16 protein-coding genes are annotated in these 16,711 nt (G+C 47.2%); 13 read left to right on the top strand and 3 right to left on the bottom strand.

Going from position 1 to position 16,711, the window contains the following annotated elements; all coding sequences use genetic code 11:
* Window positions 1–3 precede the first annotated feature (3 nt).
* The 3 genes from queA to yajC are packed head-to-tail and all read left to right on the top strand — an operon-like array spanning window position 4 to window position 2,496.
* Entirely contained in the window at window positions 4–1,032 is a 1,029-nt protein-coding gene (gene queA / locus VP472_RS12890) for a tRNA preQ1(34) S-adenosylmethionine ribosyltransferase-isomerase QueA (protein WP_003152692.1), read from the top strand.
* Window positions 1,033–1,059: 27 nt separating this feature from the next.
* The gene (gene tgt / locus VP472_RS12885; protein WP_007408186.1) at window positions 1,060–2,205 is read left to right on the top strand and encodes a tRNA guanosine(34) transglycosylase Tgt; all 1,146 of its coding nucleotides are present in this window, start codon (window positions 1,060–1,062) and stop codon (window positions 2,203–2,205) included.
* A 30-nt stretch (window positions 2,206–2,235) separates the two neighbouring features.
* Complete coding sequence (yajC, locus tag VP472_RS12880) at window positions 2,236–2,496, top strand: preprotein translocase subunit YajC (RefSeq protein ID WP_003152695.1); 261 nt, start codon at window positions 2,236–2,238, stop codon at window positions 2,494–2,496.
* A gap of 53 nt (window positions 2,497–2,549) precedes the next feature.
* On the opposite strand, the gene VP472_RS12875 is transcribed toward yajC, so the two are convergent.
* A complete protein-coding gene (locus VP472_RS12875) occupies window positions 2,550–2,936 on the bottom strand; it encodes a TIGR04086 family membrane protein (protein ID WP_146277243.1) in 387 nt (128 codons plus the stop codon).
* 166 nt (window positions 2,937–3,102) lie between these two features.
* Here VP472_RS12875 and VP472_RS12870 point away from each other — a divergent pair, with 166 nt between their 5' ends.
* On the top strand, window positions 3,103–3,759 hold the full coding sequence (locus VP472_RS12870) for a DUF421 domain-containing protein (RefSeq protein ID WP_003152699.1): 657 nt from the start codon (window positions 3,103–3,105) through the stop codon (window positions 3,757–3,759).
* Between the two features lie 7 nt (window positions 3,760–3,766).
* On the opposite strand, the gene spoVB is transcribed toward VP472_RS12870, so the two are convergent.
* Entirely contained in the window at window positions 3,767–5,323 is a 1,557-nt protein-coding gene (gene spoVB, locus VP472_RS12865; RefSeq protein ID WP_025649680.1) for a stage V sporulation protein B, read from the bottom strand.
* A gap of 115 nt (window positions 5,324–5,438) precedes the next feature.
* Between spoVB and VP472_RS12860 the strand changes: the two genes are divergently transcribed.
* The 8 genes from VP472_RS12860 to dtd all read left to right on the top strand — a co-directional run bounded on the left by VP472_RS12860 (window position 5,439) and on the right by dtd (window position 14,762).
* Window positions 5,439–5,735, top strand: a complete 297-nt coding sequence (locus VP472_RS12860) for a post-transcriptional regulator (RefSeq protein ID WP_007408189.1) — start codon at window positions 5,439–5,441, stop codon at window positions 5,733–5,735.
* 36 nt (window positions 5,736–5,771) lie between these two features.
* A complete protein-coding gene (secDF, locus tag VP472_RS12855) occupies window positions 5,772–7,991 on the top strand; it encodes a protein translocase subunit SecDF (protein ID WP_146277241.1) in 2,220 nt (739 codons plus the stop codon).
* A 131-nt stretch (window positions 7,992–8,122) separates the two neighbouring features.
* A complete protein-coding gene (locus tag VP472_RS12850) occupies window positions 8,123–8,620 on the top strand; it encodes a cation:proton antiporter regulatory subunit (protein WP_012118088.1) in 498 nt (165 codons plus the stop codon).
* Between the two features lie 63 nt (window positions 8,621–8,683).
* Window positions 8,684–9,010: a LapA family protein gene (locus VP472_RS12845; protein ID WP_003152709.1), complete on the top strand. Its 327-nt coding sequence runs from the start codon at window positions 8,684–8,686 to the stop codon at window positions 9,008–9,010.
* Between the two features lie 55 nt (window positions 9,011–9,065).
* Window positions 9,066–11,426 carry a single-stranded-DNA-specific exonuclease RecJ gene (gene recJ / locus VP472_RS12840; protein ID WP_146277239.1) on the top strand — a complete coding sequence of 787 codons (2,361 nt, stop codon included), beginning with the start codon at window positions 9,066–9,068 and terminating at the stop codon, window positions 11,424–11,426.
* A gap of 5 nt (window positions 11,427–11,431) precedes the next feature.
* Entirely contained in the window at window positions 11,432–11,944 is a 513-nt protein-coding gene (locus tag VP472_RS12835; RefSeq protein WP_003152714.1) for an adenine phosphoribosyltransferase, read from the top strand.
* Window positions 11,945–12,101: 157 nt separating this feature from the next.
* The gene (gene relA, locus VP472_RS12830) at window positions 12,102–14,306 is read left to right on the top strand and encodes a GTP diphosphokinase (protein WP_060674703.1); all 2,205 of its coding nucleotides are present in this window, start codon (window positions 12,102–12,104) and stop codon (window positions 14,304–14,306) included.
* A 12-nt stretch (window positions 14,307–14,318) separates the two neighbouring features.
* Window positions 14,319–14,762 (top strand): D-aminoacyl-tRNA deacylase, encoded by a 444-nt coding sequence (gene dtd / locus VP472_RS12825; protein ID WP_007408194.1) that lies wholly within the window; start codon window positions 14,319–14,321, stop codon window positions 14,760–14,762.
* Window positions 14,763–14,787: 25 nt separating this feature from the next.
* Here dtd and VP472_RS12820 read toward each other — a convergent pair whose 3' ends face one another.
* Window positions 14,788–16,350 carry an N-acetylmuramoyl-L-alanine amidase family protein gene (locus VP472_RS12820; RefSeq protein WP_070082159.1) on the bottom strand — a complete coding sequence of 521 codons (1,563 nt, stop codon included), beginning with the start codon at window positions 16,348–16,350 and terminating at the stop codon, window positions 14,788–14,790.
* 130 nt (window positions 16,351–16,480) lie between these two features.
* Here VP472_RS12820 and VP472_RS12815 point away from each other — a divergent pair, with 130 nt between their 5' ends.
* The gene (locus VP472_RS12815) at window positions 16,481–16,651 is read left to right on the top strand and encodes a YrzK family protein (protein ID WP_094247699.1); all 171 of its coding nucleotides are present in this window, start codon (window positions 16,481–16,483) and stop codon (window positions 16,649–16,651) included.
* The last annotated feature ends 60 nt before the right edge of the window (window positions 16,652–16,711 follow it).

Genomic DNA, 16,711 nt, shown 5'->3' with positions numbered 1-16,711 from the left:
ATGATGAAAGTCGATTTATTTGATTTTGAACTGCCTGAACGCCTCATTGCCCAAGTGCCGCTGAAAGAGCGTGACGCATCGCGGCTGATGGTGCTCGACAAACAGACGGGCGGGCTGACGGACAGTTCATTTAAAGAGATTGTAAGCTTTTTTAATGAAGGGGATTGTCTCGTCTTGAACAATACCCGTGTGCTGCCTGCAAGATTATTCGGCACAAAAGAAGATACGGGAGCGAAAGTGGAGCTTCTGTTATTAAAACAGGAAGAAAATGATACATGGGAAACGCTCGTAAAGCCGGCGAAACGCGTAAAAAAAGGAACGGTCCTGACATTTGGCGACGGCCGGCTGACAGCGGTCTGCACGGAGGAGCTTGATCACGGAGGCAGAAAAATAGAATTTCGGTATGACGGGATTTTTTACGAAGTGCTTGAATCACTCGGTGAAATGCCGCTGCCTCCTTATATTAAAGAGCAGCTTGATGATAAAGAACGGTATCAGACCGTCTTTTCAAAAGAAATCGGATCTGCCGCAGCTCCGACGGCCGGACTTCATTTTACGGAAGAGATTCTGGACGAGCTGAAGCAAAAGGGTGTGCGGATTGAATTTATCACACTTCATGTGGGACTCGGCACATTCCGCCCCGTCAGTGCGGATGATGTGGAAGAGCATAACATGCACGCGGAATTTTATGAAATGACGGAAGAAACCGCCGCCTCTTTAAACGAGGTCAGAAAGGCGGGAGGGCGCATCGTGTCGGTCGGGACGACATCAACGCGCACCCTGGAAACCATTGCCGGCGAGCATGACGGCGTATTTACCGCTTCAAGCGGCTGGACGTCCATCTTCATTTATCCGGGATATGAATTTAAAGCGATTGACGGTATGATCACCAATTTTCATCTGCCGAAATCTTCCCTTATCATGCTCGTTTCTGCGCTTGCCGGCAGAGAGCATGTTCTTTCCGCCTACCGTCATGCGGTAGAAGAGGAATACCGTTTCTTCAGCTTTGGCGACGCCATGCTGATTATCTAATTTGAATGACAGGAGGCCTCATACAAAGTGGCTGAACAACCGATACGTTATGAATTTATAAAGGAATGCAAACAAACGGGAGCGCGGCTGGGCAGAGTTCATACGCCCCACGGCTCCTTTGAGACGCCTGTATTTATGCCGGTCGGCACGCTTGCTACGGTAAAGACGATGTCTCCGGATGAGCTGAAATCTATGGATGCGGGCATTATTTTAAGCAATACGTACCATTTATGGCTCCGTCCGGGACACGACATTGTAAAAGAAGCGGGCGGGCTTCATAAGTTTATGAACTGGGACCGCGCGATTTTAACAGATTCCGGCGGTTTTCAGGTCTTTTCATTGAGCAAGTTTCGTAATATAGAAGAAGAAGGCGTTCATTTCCGCAATCACTTAAACGGAGACAAGCTGTTTTTATCTCCGGAAAAAGCGATGGAAATTCAAAACGCCCTCGGCTCTGATATCATGATGGCGTTTGATGAGTGTCCGCCGTATCCGGCAGAGTATGATTACATGAAACGCTCTGTGGAACGGACCAGCCGCTGGGCGGAACGCTGCCTGGAGGCGCACGGGCGCTCAGATGAGCAGGGTCTGTTCGGAATCGTACAAGGCGGAGAATACGAAGACCTGCGGACACAAAGTGCAAAAGACTTGGTTTCGCTTGATTTTCCGGGGTATGCCATAGGCGGATTATCTGTCGGCGAGCCGAAGCACGTCATGAACCGAGTGCTTGAGTTTACAACTCCGCTTTTACCGAAGGACAAGCCGAGATATTTAATGGGTGTGGGTTCACCGGATGCCTTAATTGACGGCGCCATCCGCGGCGTGGATATGTTTGACTGCGTACTGCCGACCCGGATTGCCCGAAACGGCACGGTGTTTACGAATGAAGGGCGTCTGAATATGAAAAACGCCAAATATGAGCGTGATTTCCGTCCGATTGACGAAGAGTGCAGCTGCCATACATGCAAAAATTACTCCCGCGCTTACATCAGACATTTGATCCGCTGTAATGAAACGTTTGGAATTCGATTAACAACTTACCATAACCTTCATTTTCTGTTACACTTAATGGAGCAGGTCAGACAAGCCATCCGGGAGGATCGTCTTGGTGATTTCCGAGAAGAGTTCTTTGAGCGTTACGGCTATAATAAGCCAAATGCGAAAAGCTTCTAAATAAAACCATTCTTGAAAGGAGGGAAACAGATGGGTACTTTAGGCACAATCGTTCCTATTATTTTAATGTTTGCAGTGCTTTATTTCCTGCTCATCCGTCCGCAGCAAAAGCAGCAGAAGGCCGTACGCCAGATGCAGGAAGAGCTGAAAAAAGGGGATTCAGTGGTGACAATCGGAGGATTGCACGGCACTGTTGATTCAATTGATGAAAGCAAGGTCGTCATTAAAACAGGTGATAACACCCGTTTAACATTTGACCGCCGCGCAATCAGAGAAGCTTCCGCTGAATAACAGCGAAGCTCATACATACAAAAAAAAAGAGCGGAGAATCCGCTCTTTTTTTATTACGCTGATCTGCTTCCTTTCAAATCCACTCCGAAAATGCCGCCCAGCATACTGACTCCCAAAAAGCCGAGATGAAACAAAAGCTGACCGGATGTAAACGTTTTTCCGAACCCTAAATATTGAAACAGCAAGATGATTAATGAAAAACAGACGGCGGTTAACGCTCCGATCATCCAGCCTTTTTCCTTCGCTTTGCCGCCCGATATAAAACCTCCCGCAAATAAAGAAAGAAAAGAAAGCGCGGTGATCAGCCAGCTGAAAGATGATTCTTCCATTGAGGTAACCGTCAGTAAAAGCGAAATCGCCAAACTTGTAAGAAGCATCACCGCAAAAATAGCCACTAAACCGTACAAAACGCCTCTTCCCACTTGTTTCGTTTCTTCCATTTTTATCTCCTCTCCGCTCTGCGGCCTGATATATGACAAGCCGGAGCCCGTCTTTTTCTAAATGTATTCTCTGAATGTTCGAATTAGACGTAAATGCATGATGTTCAGCCCGTTTATTACATAATTCAGAGCCGATGGCAAATGCTATGACCGTTGGAGGTGCGATATGGAAGATATTTTCATTATTACGTTTCGTACGATTGTGCTTTATTTTATCATTCTTGTGATTTTCAGACTGATGGGAAAACGGGAAATCGGAGAACTGAGCATTTTAGACCTTGTCGTCTCCATTATGATTGCCGAGATTGCCGTATTGGCAATTGAAAATGTAAAAGATAAGCTTTTGCACACAATAGTGCCGATTGTCGTTTTAATGATTATTCAAGTAAGCCTTGCTTTTATTTCGCTCAAAAGCCAAAAAATACGGCAGCTGCTTGACGGAAAACCCACCATTATTATAAAACAGGGAAAAATTGATGAACGGGCGATGAGATCGCAGCGCTACAATTTTGACGATCTTCTTATGCAGCTGAGGGAGAATAACATCGATAGAATCTCTGACGTGTCGTACGCCATTTTGGAGTCTTCGGGCAAACTGTCAATCGTCAAAAAGAAAAACAATAAGGATAAGCAGATGGAAACATCGCTTATCGTTGACGGGGTCATTCAGAACGAGCATCTGGACAGAATCGGGAAAGATAAACACTGGCTTGAAAAAAATTTAGCAAAAAGAGGATATCGCGATCTTTCGGTTATATCATTCTGCACGTTTACGGACGGCGCTTTTTTTATTGATCTTAAAGATGAAAAAGGGGAGCCATAAATCGGTTTCACCGCGTCACGAACTTGCCGATGACCGGAATCCGGATCAGCTCTTCCCTTTTAATCAGCCTGAATAACAGAAGAAGCGCAATGTACAAAATCGAGGTCATTGCAATCCAGCCTGTGAGATTAACAGCCTCTGATCCTGAAAAATGAACGGCGTGCTTGATGATGCGGCTGACATAACCGCAAATGAATATGACGGCAAAACAGAGCGCGTATTCTTTTATTTTAATGCTGATCGGAAGCACCTTGCTTACGGTGGCCGCATGCAGCAGGGTGACAAGGACCATCCCCGTTACAATCGCAAGTGCGGCGCCCATGATGCCCAAGGAAGGCCTGGTCGCCAAAACAAAAATTAGGCCGGTTTTGACAGCGGCGCCGATAAAACTGTTCATCATGGCGGCCCCGGCTAAATTGAGAGCCTGCAGCACCGCCTGAAGGGGCCCCTGAAAATAGTAAAGCAGAAAAAACGGCGCCATCACTTTAACAAATACCGCCGCATTAGTTGATCCGTACATGACGGACATCAGTTCATCAGCGAAAGAGAATAAAATAACCACCGAAATGCCTCCGCTTAAAAGACACAGCCTCATCGCCTGTTCCAGACGGTATTCGACAACTTGCAGCTTTTTTTGCTCCATTCCTTCACTGATCGCAGGAACAAGCGCTGTTGACAGAGAATAGGTTATAAAGCTGGGCAGCGTCAAAACCGTCATGGCAAATCCGGTCAGCTCTCCGTACTGGCTGGTGGCGGCAGCGGTGGCCACTCCTGCAATCGCAAGGCTCTGCGCGACGACAATAGGTTCAAAAAACCAAGATAAATTTCCGATGAAGCGGCTTCCGGTTGTCGGGAGCGACACGCTCATCAGCTGGCGGAAGGTTTCTTTTCCATTTGCGATCGACTTGAAAAATTGTTTTCTGATTCTGATTGTTTTATTTGCTTTAAAACAAATGAATAAATAAATAAGAGAGGCAAGCTCCCCGATGACAGACGAAATCATGGCTCCTGCTGCGGCATATTCAATCCCGTACGGCAGAAACACCGTCGTGCAGACTGCGACAAGTGAAATCCGCACGATCTGCTCAAGCACTTGGGAAAACGCCAGCGGGTTCATATTCTGTCTGCCCTGAAAGTAACCGCGGAGCACGCTGGAGATCGCGATAATCGGCACGACGGGCGTAATCGCCAGAAGCGGGTAAACCGTGCGCTGATCCGTCAGCATCGTTTCGGACATAATCGGCGCAAAGCATAAAAACAGCGGCGTGAAGATGAGACTTAATATCCCAGTGACGGTAAGCGACATCACTAAAATGTGTTTCATTTTCTGCCGGTCCCCCCGCGCGCTTGCTTCAGCGACAAGTTTGCTGATGGCAACGGGGAGGCCGAATTGAGTCAAAGTGGTGGCCAAGAAAAATGTCGGGGCAGCCATCATGTATAAACCGACCCCTTCTTCACCGATAAACCGGGCGATAACCACCCGGTTGACAAAGCCGAGCATTCTCGTAATCATCCCGGCTGCGATGAGAATAAGAGTGCCCCTTAAAAAAGTCTGTTTTGCCATTTTATAAACCCCTGCCTTCTCAAACTACCTGGAATCATATACAATAAAGATATGCGCCGATGTCGTCCGAGCATGACAAGTCTTCGAGAAAAATGGAAAAAGGAGCGAGCGCCCAGTGGAGAAACATCCCGCCGAAATGTACAAAGATCATTTGCGGCCTTTCTTGTACAGTAAACTTGAAGAGTTCAAAATCCTCGGATACGATGATGTTGAGCACGAGAGTTTATGGTCATACTTAATACATAAAAAGTGGAAACAGAAAAAGGAACTGCCGCTGCATGAATTGGCCGGTCATATTTTATCAGTTAAAATTGGCGATTTTATGAACTATGCAACCGTTGAAGCTTTTAAGTCGTCTAATTGGCTGGAAAGCGATGAGGGTCAGGAAGCTTTGGATGAACTGCTGAGATAATGATTTGACGGCATAGGTTTAAGGAGGAAATACATAATGAAAAAAGGACGCTTGATTGCGTTTTTCCTGATCGTATTATTGATCGGCACAGGGCTGGGGTATTTTACAAAACCGGCTGCCGATAATATTACGTTAGGGTTGGATTTACGCGGCGGGTTTGAAGTTCTGTACGATGTGCAGCCCGTCAAAAAAGGCGATAAAATCACAAAAGACGTGCTCGTCAGCACGGTGCAGGCGCTGAACCGCCGGGCTAACGTTCTCGGCGTAAGCGAGCCGAACATTCAGATTGAAGGAAATAACCGTATCCGCGTTCAGCTGGCTGGCGTCACGAACCAGAACAGGGCGCGCGAAATTCTGTCAACGGAAGCGCAGCTCTCGTTCAGGGATACGAATGATAAAGAGCTGTTAAACGGCTCTGATCTCGTGGAAAACGGCGCGAAGCAAACCTTTGATCCGACGACGAACGAACCGATTGTCAGCGTTAAGCTGAAGGATGCGGATAAGTTCGGAGAAGTGACGAAAAAAGTCAAGAAAATGGCGCCAAATAATCAGCTTGTGATCTGGCTTGATTACCAAAAAGGCGATTCATTTAAAAAAGAAGTCGGTAAAAAACATCCGAAATATGTATCCGCTCCGAATGTGAGCCAGGAATTAAACACGAAGGATGTCACGATTGAAGGCCAGTTCACCGTTCAAAAAGCGAAGGACTTGGCCAATATTTTAAACGCGGGCGCGCTGCCTGTGAAACTGACCGAAAAATACTCTACTTCAGTAGGGGCGCAATTCGGACAGCAGGCTTTGCATGATACGGTAGAGGCCGGCATCATCGGTATTGCAATTGTTTTCTTATTTATGCTGCTTTATTACAGACTGCCTGGACTCATAGCGGTCATTACGCTTTCTGTATACGTGTATATTACGCTTCAAGTGTTTGACTGGATGCAGGCGGTGCTGACGCTTCCGGGTATTGCGGCTCTCATTTTGGGTGTCGGGATGGCGGTTGACGCCAACATCATCACCTATGAACGGATAAAAGAAGAACTGAAACTCGGCAAATCCGTACGCTCAGCTTTCCGTTCAGGGAACAGACGGTCATTCGCGACGATTTTCGATGCGAACATCACAACGATCATCGCAGCGGTCGTGCTCTTTATTTTCGGGACAAGCTCTGTAAAAGGGTTTGCGACGATGCTGATTCTGTCAATTCTGACAAGCTTTATTACAGCTGTCTTCCTTTCAAGATTCCTGCTCTCCCTTATCGTGGAAAGCAGATGGCTTGACCGGAAAAAAGGCTGGTTCGGCGTCAAGAAAAAACATATTATGGACATTCAAAAAACGGATGAAAATACTGAACCGCATACGGCATTCCAAAAATGGGATTTCACGAGCAAGCGAAAATATTTCTTTATTTTCTCAAGCGCTGTAACCATTGCGGGAATTATCATCTTGCTGGTCTTTAAGCTCAACCTGGGAATCGATTTTGCAAGCGGTGCGCGGATTGACGTGCAGAGCAATCATGCATTGACGGCGCAGCAGGTTGAAAAAGACTTTGACTCTCTCGGCATGGATCCGGAAAACATCGTGCTCTCGGGTAAAGAGAACCATGTTGCCGCGGCCAGGTTTGTCGGAGAGCCATCTAAAGAAAAGATCGCTGAAATCAAAACGTACTTTAAGGACAAATACGGATCTGAACCGAACGTCAGCACGGTATCGCCGACAGTCGGAAAAGAACTGGCCCGTAATGCTTTATATGCTGTCGCCATTGCATCAATCGGCATCATTATTTACGTATCAATACGTTTCGAGTACAGAATGGCTATCGCCGCAATTGTATCCCTGCTGTATGACGCTTTCTTTATCGTCGCGTTTTTCAGCATTACAAGGCTGGAGGTTGACGTAACCTTTATCGCCGCTATTCTCACCATAATCGGTTACTCGATAAATGATACGATCGTTACATTTGACCGGATACGCGAGCAGATGAAAAAACGCAAGCCGAAGTCATTTGCCGATCTGGAACACATCGTGAATCTGAGTTTGCAGCAAACCTTTACACGTTCGATCAATACGGTCTTGACCGTTGTGATTGTGGTCGTCGTGCTGCTCATTTTGGGCTCATCGTCAATTACAAACTTCTCCGTCGCCTTATTGGTCGGTTTATTGACGGGCGTTTATTCCTCTCTTTACATCGCCGCGCAGCTGTGGCTTGTATGGAAAGGAAAAGAATTTAGAGGGAAAAAATCAATCGAAGAGTAAAAGGAAACAGGCTGTCTTCCGGAAGGCAGCCTGTTTTTTTTAGGCCACATTGAACTTAAAACCTGCATTTGCTATAATGACATACGCTTACATAATCAATCATCATTGTAAAAACATGTAGGAGGGTTCTTATGAACGTTCGTGAGTCGGAGCTTCCGGGCATCGGCCAGAAAGTAGAAGTCATTACGAAAAATCATGATAAAATCAGTATTATTCTTCATGATGACGGCAGAAAAGAGCTCTATTACTTCGATGAGAATGATCATGACGAATGCTTGGCATCCGTTGAATTTAACGACGAAGAGGCAAGGCAGATTTCCGCTATTTTAGGCGGGATGACGTATAAGCCGAAAGCGCTGGAATCTGTGGAAGTCGCGCTTGATGACCTCGTCATTGAGTGGTTTAAAGCCGAATCTCATGCACCGGCTGTCAGCCGCACAATCGGAGATTTGGAGATCAAGAAACATTACAACGTCCAGATTATTGCGATCGTGAAGAAAAACCGGCAAAAACAGCTGAGCCCCGGTATTGATACCGTAATTGAAGAAGGGGACACCCTCGTTATATCGGGAGAAAGAAGCGGACTGAAAAAGCTGGTCCGCGAGCAATTAACGGCCCGGATTTCCTGAGACCGGGGTTTACTCCCGGGAAAATAGGGGAAAAGATAAGAATCAATAATTGGGGGCAGACGCATGAATAAACAATGGACTATTATATTCGCTTTACTATTTACTCTGATTGTCGCCATCTTTGCTGTCATTAACGTGCGGGCGGTTGAGGTTGATTATCTGTTCGGAACCGCTGAATGGCCGCTGATTTTAGTCATTTTAGGCTCTGTGTTAATGGGAGCGCTGATCGTGTTTTCAGCCGGTATATTTCAAGTGATGAAACTGAAGCGCGAAATTAAAATGCTGCGGAAAGAAAACAGATCCGCAGGTGAATTGACGGCTGATTCGGACGGCAAAAAAACAGCCGCGCCGCCGGAAGAAATGCTTGAAGAGAAAAAAGGATCAGAATAACATTTGAAACCCCTCAGTCCGCTCTAGTATAATAGGGTGGTTGAGGGGTGAATTTATGTTAGCGTCAAAAATGCGCTGGGAAATCCAGCAGCCGGATCAGGAAAAAGTCAAATCACTCACAGAACAATTAGACATAACACCTCTTGTGGCATCACTGCTTGTAAAAAGAGGTTTTGATACTGCCGAAAGCGCAAGGCTGTTTTTACATACAAAGGATGCAGACTTTTATGACCCGTATGAATTAAAGGGAATGCGGGAAGCAGTTGATCGGATAAAACTGGCGGTTTCTCAAGGGGAACCGATTATGATTTACGGAGATTACGATGCAGACGGCGTTACAAGCACGTCAGTGATGCTGATGGCACTCAAACAGCTGTCGGCGGACGTTGACTTTTATATTCCCGACCGTTTTACAGAAGGCTACGGCCCGAATGAACAAGCTTTCCGCTCCATAAAAGAGCGGGGATTTTCGCTGATCATTACAGTGGATACGGGAATCGCCGCCGTCCATGAAGCTGAAGTCGCAAAAGAGCTGGGCTTAGACGTCATTATTACCGACCACCATGAGCCGGGACCCGAGCTTCCTGACGTATTTGCGATCATCCACCCGAAGCAGCCGGGATGCGGCTATCCGTTTAAAGAATTGGCCGGCGTCGGTGTGGCGTTTAAGCTTGCCCACGCGCTTACGGGTTCTTTGCCGGAAGCTATGCTGGACTTGGCGGCAATCGGTACGGTTGCAGATCTGGTGCCTCTTCATGATGAAAACAGATTAATTGCGTCACTCGGAATTGAAAGGCTTCGGACGACAAATCGGCCGGGCCTCAAAGCTCTGATTAAGCTTTCCGGCGGAGATATCGGACAAGCTGATGAGGAAACGATCGGATTTCAGGTCGCACCGAGGCTCAATGCTGTCGGAAGAATAGAACAGGCCGATCCCGCCGTTCACCTGCTGATGACCGAAGATCAGTTTGAAGCGGAGGAACTGGCTTCGGATATTGACCGGCTGAATAAAGAGCGGCAGAAAATGGTGAAAACCATGACCGAAGAGGCTGTTGAAATGGTTCAGCAGCAAGGCGGAAACCCGTCTGCCATTGTAGTGGCAAAAGCCGGCTGGAATCCGGGAGTCGTCGGTATTGTCGCATCGAAGCTGGCTGAGCGTTTTTACCGGCCCGCTGTTGTGCTTGGAATAGATGAGGAGCAGGGAATCGCCAAAGGGTCGGCGCGAAGCATCAGGGGCTTCAACCTTTTTACGAGCCTTTCACAGTGCAGAGACATTCTTCCTCATTTCGGCGGGCATCCGATGGCGGCCGGAATGACGTTGAAGGCTGAAGATGTGGCGGAATTAAGGGACAGGCTGAATCAAATGGCTGAAGAAACCCTGACGGAAGAGGATTTTATTCCCGTTCAGGAGGTTGATCTTGTCTGCGGCGTTGAAGACATAACCGTTGAAAGCATTACAGAATTGAATATGCTGTCGCCGTTCGGCATGCTTAACCCTAAACCGCATGTGATGGTGAAAAATGCCGTGCTTGATGATGTGCGCCTGATCGGAGCGAATAAAAACCACGTAAAAATGACGGTGAAAAGTGATTCCGCCGTCCTTGACTGCGTCGGCTTTAACAAAGGAGAGCTGGAAGCCGGAGTTGTTCCCGGATCAACGATTTCCATTGTCGGCGAGATGTCCATTAATGAATGGAACAACAGAAAGAAGCCCCAGCTGATGATTAAAGATGCTGCGGTGCCGGAATGGCAGCTTTTTGATATCCGGGGCAAGCGGACGTGGGAAGACACGGTCACCGCGCTGCCGAAGGAAAAACGGGTGCTCATCTGCTTTAACGAAAAAACCGCTCAGAAGCTCCGTGAAAAAGAGCTGTCGGGCGAGCTTGCCGAGATCACTTCGGAATCCGAGGCGGAAGTTCTCCAGCTTGACGGAAAATATGCCGTTTTTCTGGATGTGCCGCCGTCAGCGGATCGCCTGCAGCATTTGCTTGACGGAAAGAAGCCGGAACGGATTTATTTTGTTTTTATCAATCATGAAGAACATTTCCTGTCCTCATTTCCATCGCGGAATGATTTCAAGTGGTTTTACGCATTTCTCTTGAAAAGGGGCGCTTTTGACTTCGGCAAGCATGGTTCAGAGCTTGCGAGACACAGAGGATGGTCAATTGACACAATCAATTTTATGACAAAGGTGTTTTTTGATCTCGGTTTTGTTAAAATAGAAGATGGTGTGCTGTCTGTCGTGAGCGGCGCGAAAAAACGCGACCTGGCAGATTCGCAAACCTATCAGGTAAAACAGCAGCTGATGGAATTAGACCAGAAGCTCAATTATTCCGCAGCCCATGAGCTGAAGGAATGGCTGAATAAGCTGATGAACCAAGGTTCAGAGGCTTATGAAAGTACGAGGAGGACATAGAACAGATGGATCTTAAAAAATACGTAACAATTGTGCCCGATTACCCGAAAGAAGGCGTACAATTTAAAGATATTACGACATTGATGGACAAAGGCGACGTATACCGTTACGCCACTGACCAAATTGTTGAATATGCAAAAGAAAAAGAAATTGATTTAGTTGTCGGGCCTGAAGCGCGTGGCTTTATTATCGGCTGTCCGGTTGCATACGCGCTCGGAGTCGGCTTTGCCCCGGTTCGGAAAGAAGGGAAACTTCCGCGTGAGGTCATTAAAGTCGATTACGGTTTGGAGTACGGAAAAGACGTACTGACGATTCATAAAGATGCGATCCTGCCGGGACAGCGCGTGCTGATTACTGATGACTTGCTTGCAACAGGCGGCACGATCGAAGCAACGATTAAGCTTGTCGAAGAACTGGGCGGCGTCGTAGCCGGTATTGCATTCTTAATCGAGCTTTCTTACCTTGACGGCAGAGACAAGCTTGACGATTACGATATTTTAACATTAATGAAATATTAACCGCATATGGAAAAAAGCACTCGTGTCAGGGTGCTTTTTTCCTATTATTTCATCATCCTGACAGATTCTTTAGGTGTTTTGAACTTCTGCCCTTTACATCTCTCGTTTTTTTCTTGATAATAAACTAATACAGTTTACATTTAAAAAAGGTGATTCCATGGCGAACGAACAAGTATTGACTGCCGAGCAAGTAATAGATAAAGCGCGCACTTATCTGCCGGAGGAGCAGATTGCGTTTGTTGAGAAAGCTTACCTGTATGCGCAAGACGCGCATCGCGAACAGTACCGCAAATCAGGTGAGCCGTACATCATTCATCCGATTCAGGTGGCGGGGATCCTCGTCGATCTGGAAATGGACCCTTCCACAATTGCGGGCGGATTTCTGCATGATGTGGTGGAGGACACGGATGTCACCCTCGACGACCTGAAGGAAGCATTTTCTGAAGAAGTGGCGATGCTTGTCGACGGTGTGACGAAGCTCGGTAAAATTAAGTATAAATCTCAAGAGGAGCAGCAGGCGGAAAACCATCGAAAAATGTTTGTCGCTATGGCTCAGGATATCAGAGTCATATTGATCAAGCTGGCGGATCGCCTTCACAATATGCGGACGTTAAAGCATCTTCCGCAGGAAAAGCAGCGGAGAATTTCAAATGAGACGCTGGAGATTTTCGCTCCGCTGGCCCATCGGCTCGGGATTTCTAAGATCAAATGGGAGCTGGAAGACACCGCTCTCCGTTATTTGAATCCTCAGCAATATTACAGAATCGTCAACCTCATGAAGAAAAAGCGCGCGGAACGCGAACTTTATGTCGAAGAGGTTGTCAATGAAGTGAAAAAACGCGTTGAAGAAGTGAATATTAAAGCGGACTTTTCAGGACGTCCGAAGCACATCTACAGCATTTACCGCAAGATGGCGCTGCAAAATAAACAGTTCAATGAAATATATGATCTGCTCGCCGTCCGTATTCTTGTCGGAAGCATTAAAGACTGCTACGCCGTACTCGGCATTATTCATACGTGCTGGAAGCCGATGCCGGGCAGATTCAAAGATTATATTGCGATGCCTAAGCCGAATATGTATCAGTCTCTGCATACGACCGTAATCGGGCCTAAAGGCGATCCGCTGGAAGTGCAGATCAGAACGTTTGAGATGCATGAGATCGCTGAATACGGGGTGGCCGCACACTGGGCATATAAAGAAGGCAAGGCTGCAAACGAAGAAGCGACATTTGAGAAAAAACTGTCCTGGTTCCGTGAAATTCTGGAATTTCAAAACGAGTCTACCGATGCGGAAGAATTTATGGAATCGCTGAAAATCGATCTGTTTTCTGACATGGTATACGTATTTACGCCAAAAGGCGATGTCATTGAACTGCCGTCAGGCTCTGTGCCGATTGATTTTTCCTACAGGATCCATTCGGAGATCGGCAACAAAACAATCGGGGCGAAAGTGAACGGAAAAATGGTGACGCTTGACCATAAGCTCCGGACGGGCGACATCGTCGAGATTCTGACGTCCAAGCATTCTTACGGTCCGAGCCAAGACTGGGTCAAACTGGCGCAGACGTCCCAGGCGAAACACAAAATCCGCCAATTCTTTAAGAAACAGCGCCGGGAAGAAAACGTCGAAAAAGGCCGTGAGCTTGTCGAGAAAGAAATTAAAAATCTTGATTTTGAAGTGAAAGATGTTTTAACACTCGAAAATCTTCAAAAAGTTGCCGACAAGTTCAATTTCTCAAATGAAGAGGATATGTACGCGGCGGTCGGGTATAACGGCATTACCGCTCTTCAGGTGGCCAACAGGCTCACCGAAAAAGAACGGAAGCTGCGTGACCAGGAAGAGCAGGAAAAAATCGTTCAGGAAGTCACTTCCGAGCCGAAACATTATCCGCAAGGGAGAAAACGGGAAGCGGGTGTGCGCGTAAAAGGCATTGACAACCTTCTCGTCCGCTTGTCGAAATGCTGCAACCCGGTGCCGGGCGACCATATTGTCGGTTTTATTACAAAAGGGCGCGGTGTATCCGTTCACCGGGATGACTGTCCGAACGTCAAAACGAATGAAGCGCAGGAACGTTTGATCCCCGTTGAATGGGAGCATGAATCACAGGTTCAAAGGCGCAAAGAATATAACGTTGAGATTGAGATTTTGGGGTATGACCGTCTCGGGCTTTTAAATGAGGTGCTCCAAGCCGTAAATGAAACGAAAACCAACATCTCCTCTGTCTCCGGCAAATCCGACCGCAATAAAGTCGCTACGATTCATATGGCGATTTTTATTCAAAACATCAATCATCTGCACAAAGTGGTCGAGCGGATTAAACAGATCAGAGACATCTATTCAGTCCGCCGGGTAATGAACTAAAAGGAGCTTGCTATGAAATTAGTTGTTCAGCGTGTAACAGAAGCGAGTGTGACGGTTGACGGCGCTGTCGCCGGCCGGATCGGACCCGGTATTATGGCGCTTGTCGGCATCACTCATGAAGATACAGAAGAAGATGCCGCTTACTTGGCGGATAAAATCGTGAATCTTCGGATTTTTGATGATGAAAGCGGCAAGATGAATTTATCGCTTTTGGATACGGGCGGGGAGATTTTATCCGTTTCCCAGTTTACGCTTTACGGCGAAACGAAGAAAGGGAGACGCCCGAATTTTATGAATGCGGCTAAACCGGATCAGGCTGTGCTCCTTTATGAAAAGTGGAACGAACTCCTTCGAGAAAAAGGAGTCAAAGTGGAAACCGGAATATTCGGAGCCATGATGGATGTTCAGCTGACGAATTCCGGGCCGATTACATTGATTATGGATTCTAAACAATAAAAAAGCTGCCGTTCGGCAGCTTTTTTTATGATTGAAAATAATGTTCCAATCCGCTTTCAATTCCGTCTGTCACTTTTTCCTGGTAAGAGCCGCTATGTATGATTGTTTCTTCTTGCGGTTGACTGAGATAGCCGAGCTCATACAGCATGGCAGGCCGTTTATTTTCCCTCAGGACGTAATAATCGCCAAACAGAACGCCGCGATCAGGAATAGGGGAACGCTTCACTACTTCAGAATGGACGTCTGAGGCAAGCTGGCGGTCCTTAGACGGACTGTAATAATAAGCCGTGCTTCCCCGCGTTGACGTATCGGCATAGCTGTCATAGTGAATGCTGATAAAGGCATCCGCATTCCGGTAATGAGAGGTTGAAACCCTGGCCTGCAGGCTGATAAATGTATCATCCTGTCTGGTGATATACACGTTTGCACCGGCCGCTCTCAATTTTCCGGCTAACAGCTTAGCTGTTTTAATCGTTACGTTTTTTTCAAACTTTCCGGAGTAGCCGATCGTTCCGCTGTCTTTTCCTCCGTGTCCGGGATCAACGACGATCGTTTTGTTTTTAAGTGAGCCGCTGCCGCCTGACGTGTTGGGAGAAGGTGCTTCGCCTGTTTCCTCACCGCTTTTTGACGTTTGTACGACCCAGTCTGCCACATATGCGGTTTGTCCGTTCTCAAGCCGGACTTCATACCATTTGCCGCTTGAGCCGACAATCGGGTAGGCTGCGCCTTTATCTGCTCTTTTTACGATAGAAGCGGAAGTCGAGGCCGAGCTCCTTAAGTTGGTGCCGCCGTAAACAATATACGCTTTTTTCGAGGAGCCTGAGCCCGCAGAACCGTCTCCTGAGCCCGATGCGCTGTCCGATGAGTCAGAATCCTTTATGATGTAGTGGCTTGCTGCCCAGCCTTTTTGCCCGTTTGCTTCAATTTTCAGCCAGCCGTGGTCTTCACTTAAGATGGAAACCTTTGTTCCGCGTGATAATTTAGTCATAATCGCTGAATCATGTGACGCTGCACTTCTGACATTCAATGAAGAAACGCCGACCGTTCCGTTTTTTGACCCGCTTCGGGCCGAAGTTGCTTTCGTATCCGATCCGCCGCTGTCCGCGGTGACGTATTCGGAAGAAACCCACCCGGTTGTGCCTTGATAAGAAATGTTCACCCATCCGCTGTTCTTGTCCAGCACGGATGCATGCGCGCCTTGCGGAAGTTTGCCGATGACTTCATACGATGTCCCCGGGCCTTTTCTGATGCGGAGGTCAGGATCGGTGGAAGTGACCGTTCCGCTTGTTGCGGATGAATTGTCTGCTCCCCCGGCTGTTTTTGATATCAGCCAGGAAACGACCCATCCGGTTTTACCTGGGCTCAGCTGAAGCTGTACCCAGTCTCCCTCTTCTTTAGTGATCGGGTATCTTTCCCCTTTTTTCACTTCAGCCTTAATTCCGTAGCTCAGGCCGGGACCGCCTCTGACATTGATCTTGTCTGTCGCGATGACCGCTTCTCCCTCTGCGGCGATTGCGGTGTGAAATGACGGAAGAAGCGCTGTGATGATGACGCCGCATAAAATAAGAGCAAGAGTTCTCTTCTTCATGGCTGTCCTCCTTTCTGAACTAACTAAAATACATTCTTGTATAATATCGTATTTTCCTTGCTGAATGTTAAATAAAAATAAAATGGTTTGTTTATACTAGTCATAAATACAGCGAAAAGGTGTGCAAATCATGAAATATCAACCAAAAATGGGACGCGCGCTGCACGATGCGGAAGGAAATCTGCACTTCAGTGATCAGAGCGATAGAGAAAAGGCGGGTTTTCTAGAAGAGACGTCGACGGAGTTCGGTCTCTTATCGAAAGAAGCGGTCGCAAGGAAAAACAGACGGAATAAAACTTGACAGGGGAGTGCAATCCCATTATTATAATAGAAATTGATGTACATAAGTCATGATAACGAT

The organism is Bacillus sp. MT(2024) (assembly GCF_036362845.1).
Classification (GTDB): Bacteria; Bacillota; Bacilli; order Bacillales; family Bacillaceae; genus Bacillus; species Bacillus velezensis.
This window is presented reverse-complemented; position numbering and strand designations above follow the sequence as displayed.